This window comes from Fodinisporobacter ferrooxydans, from assembly GCF_022818495.1.
GTDB lineage: Bacteria > Bacillota > Bacilli > Tumebacillales > MYW30-H2 > Fodinisporobacter > Fodinisporobacter ferrooxydans.
This window is the reverse complement of the sequence record NZ_CP089291.1, coordinates 2,469,989-2,483,560: the sequence shown is the minus strand read 5'-3', so window position 1 is coordinate 2,483,560 and position 13,572 is coordinate 2,469,989. Positions and strand designations below refer to the sequence as shown.

13 protein-coding genes are annotated in these 13,572 nt (G+C 43.3%); 2 read left to right on the top strand and 11 right to left on the bottom strand.

What is annotated here, in order from left to right:
- Nucleotides 1-89 precede the first annotated feature (89 nt).
- From LSG31_RS11835 to LSG31_RS11795, 9 genes are all read right to left on the bottom strand, one after another.
- A complete protein-coding gene (locus LSG31_RS11835) occupies nt 90-1,070 on the bottom strand; it encodes a 2-hydroxyacid dehydrogenase (protein WP_347435314.1) in 981 nt (326 codons plus the stop codon).
- Between the two features lie 43 nt (nt 1,071-1,113).
- Nucleotides 1,114-2,388, bottom strand: coding sequence for a TRAP transporter large permease (locus tag LSG31_RS11830; protein ID WP_347439496.1), 1,275 nt, complete (start codon nt 2,386-2,388; stop codon nt 1,114-1,116).
- Nucleotides 2,366-2,869 (bottom strand): TRAP transporter small permease, encoded by a 504-nt coding sequence (locus LSG31_RS11825; protein WP_347435313.1) that lies wholly within the window; start codon nt 2,867-2,869, stop codon nt 2,366-2,368. The genes LSG31_RS11830 and LSG31_RS11825 overlap by 23 nt, the downstream gene beginning before the upstream one ends.
- Before the next feature lie 109 nt (nt 2,870-2,978).
- Nucleotides 2,979-4,010 (bottom strand): TRAP transporter substrate-binding protein, encoded by a 1,032-nt coding sequence (locus tag LSG31_RS11820; RefSeq protein WP_347435312.1) that lies wholly within the window; start codon nt 4,008-4,010, stop codon nt 2,979-2,981.
- Between the two features lie 61 nt (nt 4,011-4,071).
- Nucleotides 4,072-4,830 carry an SDR family NAD(P)-dependent oxidoreductase gene (locus LSG31_RS11815; RefSeq protein ID WP_347435311.1) on the bottom strand — a complete coding sequence of 253 codons (759 nt, stop codon included), beginning with the start codon at nt 4,828-4,830 and terminating at the stop codon, nt 4,072-4,074.
- A gap of 36 nt (nt 4,831-4,866) precedes the next feature.
- Nucleotides 4,867-5,850 carry a transketolase family protein gene (locus tag LSG31_RS11810; RefSeq protein ID WP_347435310.1) on the bottom strand — a complete coding sequence of 328 codons (984 nt, stop codon included), beginning with the start codon at nt 5,848-5,850 and terminating at the stop codon, nt 4,867-4,869.
- Nucleotides 5,850-6,710 (bottom strand): transketolase, encoded by an 861-nt coding sequence (locus tag LSG31_RS11805; protein WP_347435309.1) that lies wholly within the window; start codon nt 6,708-6,710, stop codon nt 5,850-5,852. The genes LSG31_RS11810 and LSG31_RS11805 overlap by 1 nt, the downstream gene beginning before the upstream one ends.
- Nucleotides 6,711-7,144: 434 nt before the next feature.
- A complete protein-coding gene (locus LSG31_RS11800) occupies nt 7,145-8,140 on the bottom strand; it encodes a LacI family DNA-binding transcriptional regulator (RefSeq protein WP_347435308.1) in 996 nt (331 codons plus the stop codon).
- A 160-nt stretch (nt 8,141-8,300) separates the two neighbouring features.
- Nucleotides 8,301-9,050, bottom strand: a complete 750-nt coding sequence (locus LSG31_RS11795; protein WP_347435307.1) for a sulfite exporter TauE/SafE family protein — start codon at nt 9,048-9,050, stop codon at nt 8,301-8,303.
- 341 nt (nt 9,051-9,391) lie between these two features.
- Here LSG31_RS11795 and LSG31_RS11790 point away from each other — a divergent pair, with 341 nt between their 5' ends.
- The gene (locus tag LSG31_RS11790) at nt 9,392-10,378 is read left to right on the top strand and encodes an aldo/keto reductase (RefSeq protein ID WP_347435306.1); all 987 of its coding nucleotides are present in this window, start codon (nt 9,392-9,394) and stop codon (nt 10,376-10,378) included.
- Nucleotides 10,379-10,544: 166 nt separating this feature from the next.
- Here LSG31_RS11790 and LSG31_RS11785 read toward each other — a convergent pair whose 3' ends face one another.
- Entirely contained in the window at nt 10,545-11,762 is a 1,218-nt protein-coding gene (locus tag LSG31_RS11785) for a sensor domain-containing diguanylate cyclase (protein ID WP_347435305.1), read from the bottom strand.
- Between the two features lie 328 nt (nt 11,763-12,090).
- On the opposite strand from LSG31_RS11785, the gene LSG31_RS11780 reads away from it, so the two are divergent.
- The gene (locus LSG31_RS11780) at nt 12,091-12,507 is read left to right on the top strand and encodes a hypothetical protein (protein WP_347435304.1); all 417 of its coding nucleotides are present in this window, start codon (nt 12,091-12,093) and stop codon (nt 12,505-12,507) included.
- Nucleotides 12,508-12,666: 159 nt separating this feature from the next.
- Here LSG31_RS11780 and LSG31_RS11775 read toward each other — a convergent pair whose 3' ends face one another.
- On the bottom strand, nt 12,667-13,572 hold the full coding sequence (locus tag LSG31_RS11775) for a TIGR01777 family oxidoreductase (protein ID WP_347435303.1): 906 nt from the start codon (nt 13,570-13,572) through the stop codon (nt 12,667-12,669).

Genomic DNA, 13,572 nt, shown 5'->3' with positions numbered 1-13,572 from the left:
ACGGTCCCTCCGATTTTAAAGTAAGAAGCTTTCTTGATACGCATAGCTCCCGGTTTCCTTTCTTCATGAACCTTACTTCTTCTCGGCAATTAACCTTTCAACACTCCCCGATTGACAATATGTTGCGGAATTCTGCCTGTCACCCCTTGAACGAGATGATTTGCCGCCATCTGCGCCATAGCCGTTCTGGTTTTTATGCTCGCACTTCCGATATGTGGAATCGCAACGACATTTGGCAATTGCAGCAGCGGATGCTCCAATGGAATCGGCTCCGTTTCAAATACATCGAGGCCGGCCGCCCATATCTCGCCGCTTTTCAATGCTTCATAGAGCGCTTGTTCATCTACGATTCCACCACGAGCAGTATTGATCAGGATTGCACTAGATTTCATGAGTGCCAGCTCTTTTTTTCCTATAAGTCCTTTTGTTTCAGAAGTATATGGAGCCAACACACAGACAAAATCGGATTCCCGCAACAGTTGTTCAAGTTCTGCATAGCGTACGCCCAGTGTCTCTTCAACATCCCTTTTACGTGTTCTGTTGCAGTAGAGAACATCCATACTGAAACCTTTCCCACGCTTTGCGACCGCTTCACCGATTCGCCCCATTCCGATAATGCCTAATGTTGCCCCAAATATATCTTGGCCTGTCAGCATCATGGGCGACCATGTTTTCCAATCCCCGCTTCGCAAGACATTCGACGCCTCTGCCAAACGTCTGGCAGTAGCCAGCAGCAATGCAAACGTTAAATCTGCTGTCGTCTCTGTCAGAACCCCCGGCGTATTTGTCACCAGAATCCCTTGCTGAGTTGCCGCTTGAATATCAATATTATTGAAGCCAACTGCCATATTGCTGATGACTTTTAAATGTTGCGCCCGACGCAACAATTCCCGATCGATGTTTTCGGTTATCAGACAAAACAGGCCGTCGACATCCGCGATTTCCTGTTCAAGCAGCGCCCGGGGGACGGGGATGTCTTCTTGGTCCCAGATCCGCAATTCACAGTTTGCAGCAATAAAATCGAGTACTTCAGCAGGAAGCCGCCGCGTTACAAACACTTTTCGTCTCACGTAAATTTCACCCCTTACTCGTCATAAGTCATTCGTTCACTTGTCATCCGCCAATGAGATTGGGGAGAAATGAAACAAGATGCGGAAAAACAATCACAATCATAATATCGAGCAAGATAATAGAAGCAAACGGTATGATTTCTTTTGCCGCTCTTTCCAAAGAAATTCCTGCGATTCCACTCGATATATATAAATTCAACCCGATTGGCGGCAAGATAATGCCGACAGCAGAATTCATCATCAACAGGATGCCAAATAAATATGGGTCGATTCCCATCTGATTCAAAATCGGCAAGAGAATCGGAACAATTACGATAATGGTTGAATTGGTTTCCAAAACAGTATGGATGAGAATAAGAAATATCTGTACACCAATGAGGAGAACGATTGGATTATGGATCGTTTGGATCAAGAACATGCTAATTTGCTGCGGAATCATCTGCGTAACGAGCAGCCACGCCAGGAGGCTGGCATTTGCAATAATAAACACCACCATGGATGAAGTGATAATGGCGCCGACAAATGCCTTGCGCAATCTCTCCCATGTCAAGGACCGATAGACAAGTCCAGTTATGACCAGAACATAAAACACGGCCACTACGCCGGCTTCTGTCGGTGTAAAGACACCGCTTACAATGCCTCCAAGAATAATGACAGGTGCGATTAACGCGAGGATTCCGTCCTTAAAGATTGACCAAGCTTCTTTGAACCCGGGAAATTTCTCGACAGGATAGTGTTTTTTCTTAGAAACAAAGAAAATGACTGCCATGAATGACAATGCCATCAGTATCCCGGGAATAATGCTGCTTAGAAACAATCTTCCAATGGAAGTACTTGTCACGGCGCCATAAATGATCAACGATATGGCCGGCGGAAAGAGCATGCCGAGAGAACCTCCAGCCGCTTGCACAGCGGCAGCAAACCCCGATGAAAAGCCCCTTTTTTGCATCCCTGGTATCATGATCGATCCGATCGCCGCCGTATCGGAAGTACAAGATCCTGAAATGTCGGCAAATTCTACGGACGCCGCAATCGTAGCCATGCCCAATCCTCCAGGCAGCCAGCCTACAAGCAGTTCGGCAAAACGAATGAGACGTTGTGCCAGACCTCCCTCCACCATGATTTGTCCTGCCAGCATGAAAAACGGAATGGCTAACAGAATAAAAGAGTCTACGCCGCTTAATAGACGCGTAGGTATGACTTCTATGGGCAGTGCACCGGAAATCAAAGCGATCGTAGTGCCCAGACCCAACACGATCGCTACAGGCATGCCAAGACCAAACAAAATGATAATGCTACACAGCAGAATCCACACCATTCGAGGCACCTACCTCTCCCATTTGGTACAATAAAGCGGGCACGTGAATCAGCATGAACAAGGCGCCGACAGGAATCGCACTATACTCCCAAGCGACAGATATCTGCATGGCGGATGTGAGCTGTGGAATCATTTGTATGGAAACTTGTATTCCTTCTATGATGATAAACAGGAAAAATACGCTGCTTAAAAAGAGCGTCGCTGCACTCATCATTTGTTTGATCTTTTTCGACGCCAGCCCAATAATAAAATGCAACCCCATATGCGCTCCTCGTTTAAAGCCGATACTCGCCCCAAGAAAAATAATCCAAACAAAAACCATTCTTCCAAATTCCTCCGACCAGGAAAAGGATGAGTTAAACACATACCGTGCAACAACTTCAGCGCCGATCACAAAAATCAATACGACAAATAGGATAACCCCGACCATTTCTGCCAATAGGTTTGCCCAATCACTGATTTTCTGAAATATGATTTTCACAATATCACCCTTACCGATAGATTCACACAGGGAAAGGACGCTTCGAAATACAATGAATTTTGGGGATAAAGGCGTTGCTTTCGAAGCAACGCCCCAGTGCTTGGATCGATTATTGCCCCGCTTGTGCGAATAGTTTTTTCAGAAAACCACTGCCGATTTTGTCTGCAAATTGTTTATACACATCTTTTGTGGCTTCGCGGAAAGGAGCCTGATCGGGCGTATTGATGACCATGCCTTTCGCTTTTAATTTGCTTACCAAATCTTTTGCCTGTTGCTGTACCAATTGTCTGTGGTAATCTCTTGCTTCATTTGCCGCATCTTGAATGGCCTTTTGAATATCAGGCGAAAACGAATCCCATTTCTTCTTGTTGATTACGAGGGGCAACGCACTATATTGATGGTTTGACATTGTCAGATATTTTTGAACTTCATAAAACTTCGACGCGTAAATGTTCGTTAAGGGGTTTTCCTGTCCATCAACGACTTTCGATTGCAATGCCGTATACAATTGCCCGTACGCCATCGGTGTCGGATTGGTGCCAAGCGCTTTAAACGTAGCGACTGAAACAGGAATCTCCGGAACCCGCATTTTTAATCCTGATAAATCTGCAGGTGTGTGAATCGGATGTTTGGAGTTGGTAATTTCGCGAAACCCATTTTCCCAATAAGCCAGCAAATGAATATTATTTTGCTCTAACGGAGCTGCCATGTCTTTGCCGAGCGGGCCGTCCAACACTTTGTAAGCGGAATTATAATCCTTGAAAAGATACGGCAGGTTGATCGCAGCCATTTTCGGCGACATGGAAGCGAAAATCCCCGTATCGGCCAATGCCATATCCAATGTGCCGAGTTTGACCGCATCGACCATCTGCGGTTCACTGCCTAGCACCTCATTTGGAAATACTTGCACCTCTACTTTTCCATGTGTTTTCTCTTTTACCAGTTCTGCAAATTTCTCTGCCGCCAAATGTCTGGGATTATCCGTAGCAGCTCCATGGCCTAGTTTTAGAACGATCGGATTCCCGGAACCGGAGGCGGTATTCCCGCTGCTTGTCGCTGATGTCGTACTGCTGCTGCCGCATCCCACCAAGCTGACAGTTAAGGCAACTGCTGACAACATTGAAACCAATTTTTTTATCATCCTGCATTCCCCCTTATATATTTTCCATCTTACTATTGGCGCGTGTTCAAAAAGTGGAGTTTTAATCCATATGGGATCCGCCATTGATATCGATTTCCTCACCTGTGATATACCCGGCATCTTCTGAAGCCAAGAATGCAATAGCGGCAGCCACATCAAAGGCTGTACCCAAGCGTTTGGCGGGAATCTCCTGCTTGAGCAGTTCTCTGCGTTCAGGTGTCATCAGTCCACCGGTGATATCTGTATCAATCAAACCGGGCGTCACAGAATTTAACGTGATTCCATACTCCGCCACTTCCCGCGCAACTGCCTTGGCAAACCCCAATACTCCCGCTTTTGCCGCGGAATAATGGGAGCCGCCGAATACTCCGCCGCCACGTTTGCCGGACACGGAAGACAGGTTGACGATTCTTCCATATCTCTGTGCGATCATTCCTGGCAGCACCGCTTGCGTACAGTAAAATACGCCTTTCATATTTACAGCAAAAATCAAATCCCACTCTTCATCGGTAATCTCCAGAATCCGTGATGGTCGAGTAATTCCGGCATTGTTGACAAGAATATCGATTTTCCCAAACTCGCGGTCAATGTCTGCGACGAGTGCAGCTACACTTTCTCTGGACGTAACATCCAAATGTCTGGCAACTGCTTTGTAACCGCTGTCATTAAATTCAGCAGCAACCGTTTCGGCCCCTTGCAAATGGATATCCGCGATCACTACGATTGCCCCCCGCTTCGCAAGCTCTGTTGCGACAGCCTTTCCAATCCCCCTCGCAGATCCGGAGCCAGTGACAATTGCGATACGATCTTTCATGCTCATCCACCTCGTATGTTATGTAAGATTTTTACTCGTTTGCTATCGACTCAAAAAGTCATTCACGACAGATGCAATTCCATTGCCATCCAGTTTGTAGTGTTTATATAAATGATACGGTTTTCCGATTAATGCGTATTGATCCATAATACCGTGACGCTTAAACTTGCAAGAGATTCCCGATTCCATCAAAACTTCCGCAACCGCCCCGCCGAGTCCGCCAAGAATGTTGTGCTCTTCAACCGTTACAATTGCCCCTGTTTCCCGCGCCGCTTCCAAGACAGCATCCAGATCCAGCGGTTTAATCGTATGCATATCGATCACTCTCGCTTGAATCCCTTGGTTCGCCAGAAATTCCGCCGCATCGAGGGACGCTTTCACTTCAATACCGCAGGCAATGATTGTGATATCCCTTCCTTCACGCAAAACATTTGCTTTGCCAATTTTATTCCCGGGACGGCCTTCCGTATAAACCGTCTCTTCCCGTCCGCGGCTGACGCGAAAATAAATCGGTCCGGCATAGGAAGCGACAGACTCTTCAATCATTTGTGCGAATGCGACTCCATCGGCCGGAGAAATAACCGCCATATTCGCCATGGAACGAAGAATCGCGATATCTTCCGTCGCATGATGTGACGATCCATAGAAGCCCATTGCAATGCCCGTATGCGTTCCGATCAATCGCACATTGAGATTGGGATATGCCACATCTGTACGTATTTGTTCGCAACATAACAGCCCCAAGAACGATGCATACGTTGCAACAAATGGTATTTTCCCTGTTGCGGCAAGCCCGGCAGCGGCGGAAACCATGTTTTTTTCGGCGATCCCAAAATCAAAGAATCGATCAGGAAATTTTTTGCCGAAATCGGCCAATCGTGTGGGGTAGCCCAGATCCGCGCACAGTGCAACAATCTCGGGATGTTCATCACCTAAGCGGGCCAGAGTTTCACCTGCCGTTAGCTGTTTTGCCAATTTTAAGCTGCCAAACAACTCCCAGCTTTCCGATTGCAATTGAACAGCCATTACTTAACCTCCCTCTCGATTTCTAAAAGCGCTTTTTTGATATCTTCATCCGCCAGGTTTGCTACATGCCATTCAAATGTATGTTCCATGAATGAAACGCCTTTTCCGGAAATCGTATCGCAAATGACGATTGTCGGTTTTTCCGACAAAGGAGCAGGAAGAGCATCAAATGTTGCCACCAATGCAGGAACATCATGCCCATTGACTTCCACTACATTCCAGCCAAAACTTTCCCACTTTTCGCGTATGGGATAAATGTTCATAAGGTCTTTGGTGAACCCGTCTACAGTCACTTTATTGTTGTCGAGAATGGCTACCAAGTTTCCCAGCTGGAAATTCCCGGCGCTCATCGCCGCTTCCCAAACTTGACCTTCCTGTATCTCTCCATCGCCAAGCAGACAAAAAATGCGGTTCTGCAATCCATCCATTCTGGAGCCCAAAGCCATTCCTACGCAAACGGAAATCCCGTGTCCAAGAGACCCTGAGCTAAAATCAATCCCAGGTATCTTATTCATGTCGGGATGATCGCCAAAAGCGCTGCCGATCTCCGTGTACGTATCCAGTTCTTCTTTTGGAAAAAATCCGACGTCCGCAAGTATGGGGTATAATCCGACAGCCGCATGACCCTTTCCCATAACAAACCGATCCCGTTCTTTCCACTTTGGATTTTTGGAATCATACTTCATAACGTGATAATACAGAGTGGCAAAAATCTCTGCACAGGAAAATGAGGATCCATAATGGCCGCTCCCTGCCAAAGCGATAAGCCGGACAACTTCTGCTCTCGACATCTGTGCTTTTCGCCTGATCCGCTGATACAGCTCCTCTTTTTTATCAACGATTTCCACTGGCGAATTCATAAAATTCCCTCCTCGTATTCTCTTCCTGAAACATGATGATGATAAATAAAGAAATCGATTCATGCTGTAGCACTGGCAAGGTATCTCTTAGATGCAAGATTGAAATGTAATAGAAAAGGGGAATCAGTAAGCGGTTTCATGTTGTAGAATACAAACATACATACTGCATTTCTTCTACTGAAAATATCCATTCGACTTCATACACATGAGGCAGTTCTTTGAGGAAAAGAAAAATTAAAACGTTTAACTTGATTCAAGTATATGATTTGAAAAAATGCATTACAACTTACAAAAACATTGAAATTTCAGAAAAATACAGAGAATTATCAAATTTATCTGTAATCAGGGCCGTTATTATTTTGTTTTTTCAATATTTCTCGCTTTTTCATATTATCTGCGGTTATATTGCTTGCCTATTTAGAAAAACGTTTAAATTAACAACCGCAGGACTTTCGTATAATCAAGGATACGGGCAATTGAATATGTTTGGTATATTTGAAATTCTGCATCTTATTGAGTAAAAGATCAAAAGCAGTTTGCCCGATCGTATGCGGAGGATTTACGTTTGTAATCGGTGGATACATCGCTGCTGCCGCTTCAAAATCGCCAAAACCGATGATAGCGATATCTTCCGGACAACGCAAGGAAAGCTGATTGAGGGCTTTAACGGCGCCGATTGTCATTAAGTCGCTCAAAGTAAATAATGCGGTAATTTGCGGTTCACGTTTCAGCAGCGACTTCACCGCATTCAATCCCCCGTCTACAGTTGCATAACCGATTTCCAATAAACTTTCGTCAAAAGAAATGCCCTTTTCCAGAAGCGCTGCTTTATATCCTGCGATCCGGTTGACGGTAGATGTCACATTGGGCACCGCCAGAACAAGGCCTATTTTTGTATGTCCATGTCCCAATAAGTGAAAAGCAGCGTCATATCCAGCTTGAAAATCATCTGCAGTAACTCTTGGTATCTCCGGAAAATGTGGATCGTAACGGTTGATAAAAACGATCGGCAATTGTTTCTCCAGAAAATTGCCGAGATAACGAAGGTTGCTCGTTGTAGGTGACAAGATCATTCCATCTACAGCATTTGAACTTAGAACGCGGACAGCTTCTTCCTCATATTGTTGTTGTTCATTTGTATTCACGAATAACAAATTATACCCGAGTTCACGGGCGCGGTTTCCTACCCCATTTACAATACTTGTTACGTACGAATCGAGAAAACTGGAAACAACCAAACCAGCAGTATTGGTTTTTTGCATTTTCAAATTTTTCGCGGCAATATTCGGGGAATATTGCAATTTTCCAATGACTTCGAGAATACGCCTCTGTTTTTCTGCAGATACATGCTTTGTCTTGTTAATCACATGCGAAACAGTTGCAACAGATACACCTGCCTCGCGGGCAATGTCTTTCATGGTGATTCCCATCTGATCCGTTCCTCCTACTTGTAAAACACAAATGAATATGAACAGCAACTATACTATAAAATGGTAATCGATTCAATTGATTTTAGCAATTCAAAATTCCAGCCCGATCCTATCCAATCATGCTCGTCATCCAGTTGTCCTTTTCGCAACGCCCATGGTTTCAGGCCGCTGCAGCGAACGTGGACGAAAGGATGGAAAAAAGCAGATACAAGCCGGTAAATAAAAGGATCGCAAGTTGTGTCCTTCGAAAGACAACGGGAGTAAAACGAAGAAATACATATTTCCCAATCCATATCCCTAAAAACATCGAAGGCAATAAAAAAATGGTTGTTGCCAAGAGATGAGCGGTAAATCCCCCTGTAACCCATTCGCTGATAATCCCGACGGAATAAACAACGATATAAAAAGTTAAAGTGGTACTTCGAACAATCGCTTTGTCCATACTGCTGCCTGTCATGTAAATCAATAACGGAGGACCTGGAACACCCACACTGGTAGTCAACAATCCGCTTAAAAATCCTGCAATGACATCCTTCCTTCGTGATCTTGCAATCTGTCTTTGGAGAACCAAAAACAGAGTAGAACCTAAAATCGCAACAGCCAATAACCATTTTATCCAAATTAAAGAAATCAACCAGAAAACAACGATGCCGCAAGGAATTCCGACGATACTGCTCCAACTTAAACGCTTCAACAAAACTTTATCGATTTCCGAGTAGGTAGAACGCAACATGCCTAGTGATATAAGCAATGTAAAAAGCAAACTGATTTGAATCGCATCGCGCGCCGGAAAAAAAGACAGCAAGAAAGGAGTTGAGAGAATGGAGAATCCAAAACCCGTGCTTGCTTGAAGAATGGCTGAAACAAGTATTACAATCGATGCTTTTAAAATAAGGGGCGTAATGGGCAAATGACTCTCCCTCCTAACTACTCTGAGATAGCGCTTACTTTGAGATCGACAGTTCGCCATTTGGAAATTTGAACATTTCGATGCTCGTACATCACAACAAAACATTCCCTTGTTAATAGACCCTAAAGTATATTCTGTACATGTTCTCCTTATACAAGTGTATCGTTTTTTATCAAATATTCCTATAAAAATATCATGAAGCATGTTTGCATTTTTTATCGACAACCAAAGCAGTTAATCAAAGCAGTGCGGGCAATACACTGCCAAATGCAGTAGAAGTACCTATACAAAAGGAATAATGATACAATTAATACATCTGTATACATAGGGAGGTAATTGCGATGCAAACAAGAGTACTTGGAAAAACAGGGCTGCAAGTGTCGGCACTTGGACTTGGCTGTATGGGAATGTCCGATTTCTATAGCGGTCGAGATGACAGTGAATCCATCGCTACCATTCATCGGGCAATTGAGCTAGGTGTGACGTTCCTTGATACGGCTGATATGTATGGAGTTGGCAGAAACGAGGAGCTTGTGGGAAAAGCCATCCAAGGGCAGAGAAATCAAGTCATAGTGGCGACCAAATTCGGGAATGTCCGAAATGAAAAGGGAGAATTTTTGGGAGTCAACGGCCGCCCGGAATATGTCAAATCCGCATGTGAAGCAAGCCTGCGCAGACTGGGTATTGATCATATCGATCTGTATTACCAGCATCGAGTCGATCCCAACACTCCGATTGCAGAAACAATTGGCGCTATGGCCGACTTGGTACGGGAAGGCAAAGTTCGATACATAGGGCTCTCGGAAGCATCTGCCGCTACCATCCGCCAGGCACATGCAGTGTATCCCATCACTGCATTACAAACCGAATATTCTCTTTGGACAAGAGATGTAGAAGAGGAAATACTGCCGACTTGCCGGGAGCTTGGCATCGGATTTGTTCCCTATAGTCCTTTAGGCCGCGGATTTTTGACAGGACAATTCCAAACGTTCGACGATTTGCCGACTGACGATTACAGGAGAAACTCCCCGCGTTTTCAAGGTGAAAACTTTCAAAAGAATCTGGATCTGGTTCAGAAAGTCCAAGAGATTGCAAAGGAAAAAGGCTGTACTCCGGCACAAATTGCATTGGCATGGCTGTTGGCACAAGGTCAGGATATCGTTCCGATCCCAGGAACCAAAAAGAGAAAATATTTGGAGGACAACCTGGGATCTCTGAACGTAACCCTTTCAAATGAAGAATTGGAACAAATTCACGCAATTTTCCCATATGGTGCAGCAACCGGTGAACGTTATCCGGAAGGTGCCATGAAATCCATAAATCGGTAATCCGGCACTTTATCCGATTGGAGGAAAGCCCGATTGCAGGGAGTCCCAATTGCGGAAAATTCCCTATGGCAGCAGGCAAGGCATCCGCAAACCTTGCCTGCTTCTTTTAAAGAGAACTTAAAAAATTGTAAAAACTGTATTGTTTAGCCATTTTTTGAACACGCACTTAAATGGGAATAATTGTAGTACAATTGCGCCCATTATTTTTTGATTGGTATAAAGCAGTGTCGGCAACTTTTAAAAAATCCTCCAGGCTTGTTGCAGAAGCTGCGTTCCAAACAGTAACTCCCACACTTAGCGTTACATAATAATAATCGGATAGAGTATGGGATAATGCCAATTGTTGCATTTTTCCATGAAGCAAATCCGTTCGTTTCGCAACATTTGTTTCATCTGTATCAGGAAGAATAATGGCAAATTCTTCTCCGCCATATCGGGCAATAAAATCATTCGGTCCGCAAAAACATTCCTGTAACGCCTGTGAAACTTTAATTAAACATTCATCCCCCTGTTGATGTCCATATTTATCGTTATATTTTTTAAAATTATCTACATCGATCATGACTAAAGATAGACTTGTACCATATCGCTGGGATTTTAACCATTCCTCCGCAAGTTTTTCATTAAACGCCCTTCGATTGTAAACATCTGTTAGTCCGTCTTTAAAGGAAAGTTGCCGCAACAACATATTTGCTTTCGATAATTGTTTCGTTTTTGTTTCAATCTCTTTTCGATTTAAAAAATCGCTGCGTTTATACCGTTCCATCAAATATCCGGCAACCAATCCGATAAGCAAACAGGAAAACAGAAAAAAGTTGCTATTGATAAACGCCAAATACATGGAGCCATGCAATCGATCTTGCAAGGAATGCTGCCTGAATATGGCGATACACTCATATCCAACAAGTACGCATACCGAAACAACAAGAGCATTGATAAACTGTAAGCCCATAAGTGTAAAATTCCCGAAAATAATCAACATCAATCCGGCATAATAATAATAATTGGCTGCTTCACCGTTCGTAAGAATTGCGAGGATTGAAATTGCCCCGATCCCTGAGCCTAACTGTACGATCATCATGATCTTCTGCATATGCAGCCGAAAAAACTTCGTGTAAGTAACTCCCAAACTTATCAAAAAAAACGGATCCATAATGCCAAATCGTATCAACCAAATTTTGTTTATGGTTTTTTTCGCCAGCCAAATATCATCAATTCCTATCAGCGAAAAAAATGCAATCGATATGAGGATTCCCAATCGCAAGATGGAAAGATGCTTTTTGAAAAAATCAAATTGAAACTCCCTTTCGATTTTCGAATCAAAATAGAGTTTCATAGATTTATTGATAAAACAATAAAAGTTATGTATCCTATTAAATCTCATATCGTATCCCTCAAAGGTTTTTACCGTACGATCATGGCAAATTTTTCATATATTTTAACCCAATAATACCATATATCGGATATTAATATTGTATTCATTTTTTGTTTAATTTTAAATTTTTCTTATAGATTCGATTTAGAATAATGGAGTCATTGGTTTAAAAAATCACGTTGCAATTGCAGGAGGACGAAAACGAATGGAGAATCACGCGAGGGGAAGAAATTTCATAAGAAATGAATACGTAAATCGGCTGTAGAGAAGCCAATTCTATGATACTATTCTACTATATATGTAAGATATTTATACTGAAAGAATAAAAGGTGAGACGATGGACGTATTAAAAACTCGTGAAATGTTGCAGCAAATCTATACACGCAATGCACTTATAGATATTCGCGAACAATCCTTAAAACATACCCGATTATTTACAAAGGCAAAAGTGAAAAGTGTGCGACAGCAGGTCGTAGAGATTGAAATGAGTGAAGAACTATATCGGATTAAATATGAAAATATTTTATCTGTTCATGTTCATGACAACTTGATTACCTATGATAACGACTACCAGATTGTTTCCCTATCTTTTACGGTTGCCGATTTAAAAAATCTTTTAAAAGAAAATAACCGTCCTGCCAATGACGAATTCGTATCGATATTATTAAACGATCGACGTTTCGACTTGCTTAAATCAGAACTTGCATCTTTTTTTGAAAGACAAATAAAAGAAATAGTACTGAAAGTAGATTGAATTCACCACAATCAATACTGTTCCAAACAATTCCATGCATGCATTGACGCAATTGCCGTACTTCATGAAACTACTTGACGGTATTTAAAATGAAGAACGGCATTTGTGTTGTACGCGTAAAAACGTTTACCAAAATGGACAATAATGCAACTACGATGATTATTTATGGAGCAAATCTTTCAATGCAATATCCAAGGAAGGATACAGAAATTCGTAACCGCTGTCCAGCAGTTTTTTCGGAAGTACGCGTTGGCCTTCCAGGATGATTTCCGACATTTCCCCAAGACCGATTCGCAAAGCTATTTCCGGCAAAGGAATCCAATGCAGACGTTTCGCGACATGCGCAATTGACTTGCCAAATTCATTCATCGTTACGGGGTGTGGAGCCGTAACATTGACGGGCCCGGCAATTGCATCATTCTGCCAACAATAATGACAAATCCGCGCAACATCATGAAGATGAACCCAGGATACCCACTGTGTCCCTCTGCCGATACGCCCGCCGATGCCGAATCGATAGGGCAAAACCATTCGGGGAAGCGCTCCGCCGTGTTTTCCCAATACGACACCAAGACGCAATAAGACAACTCTTGTATGTAGTTGTGCCGGCAACGAAGCCTGCTCCCAACGAGTGGACACATCCGCCAAAAAATCTTCTCCCGGCGGATCATTTTCTTGAAACGTCTGTTCATCCGAATGGCCGTAATATCCGATAGCAGATGCATTCATCAGTAGTTTTGGTTTATTGGAAACTTCTGCAATGGCTTTTACAATCGCATTCGTTGTTTGCATTCGCGATTCGAGTATTCTGTGTTTTCGCTTTTCTGTCCAGCGACCTGAATGGATCGATTCTCCTGCCAGATTCAAAATCAGATAATCATCACGCATGTTCTCAAACAACTCTTGTAACGAATGCAATTGATAGGTGATGCGAGTTCCAAACGTCACATGTTTCGAGGAAGATCTGGAAGCTGCATAGACTTCCATTCCTTTTTCAAGAAAGTAGCAACAGATTTCTTGCCCGATAAATCCTGTACCGCCAAATAGAATTGCTTTCATAACCAT

Bases quoted from the DNA above. Each gene is read 5' to 3' on its own strand.
- LSG31_RS11830 (WP_347439496.1), bottom strand. From the start codon at position 2,388: ATGGTGTGGATTCTGCTGTGTAGCATTATCATTTTGTTTGGTCTTGGC.
- LSG31_RS11820 (WP_347435312.1), bottom strand. From the start codon at position 4,010: ATGATAAAAAAATTGGTTTCAATGTTGTCAGCAGTTGCCTTAACTGTC.
- LSG31_RS11815 (WP_347435311.1), bottom strand. From the start codon at position 4,830: ATGAGCATGAAAGATCGTATCGCAATTGTCACTGGCTCCGGATCTGCG.
- LSG31_RS11810 (WP_347435310.1), bottom strand. From the start codon at position 5,850: ATGGCTGTTCAATTGCAATCGGAAAGCTGGGAGTTGTTTGGCAGCTTA.
- LSG31_RS11805 (WP_347435309.1), bottom strand. From the start codon at position 6,710: ATGAATTCGCCAGTGGAAATCGTTGATAAAAAAGAGGAGCTGTATCAG.
- LSG31_RS11800 (WP_347435308.1), bottom strand. From the start codon at position 8,140: ATGGGAATCACCATGAAAGACATTGCCCGCGAGGCAGGTGTATCTGTT.
- LSG31_RS11790 (WP_347435306.1), top strand. From the start codon at position 9,392: ATGCAAACAAGAGTACTTGGAAAAACAGGGCTGCAAGTGTCGGCACTT.
- LSG31_RS11785 (WP_347435305.1), bottom strand. From the start codon at position 11,762: ATGAGATTTAATAGGATACATAACTTTTATTGTTTTATCAATAAATCT.
- LSG31_RS11780 (WP_347435304.1), top strand. From the start codon at position 12,091: ATGGACGTATTAAAAACTCGTGAAATGTTGCAGCAAATCTATACACGC.
- LSG31_RS11775 (WP_347435303.1), bottom strand. From the start codon at position 13,572: ATGGTTATGAAAGCAATTCTATTTGGCGGTACAGGATTTATCGGGCAA.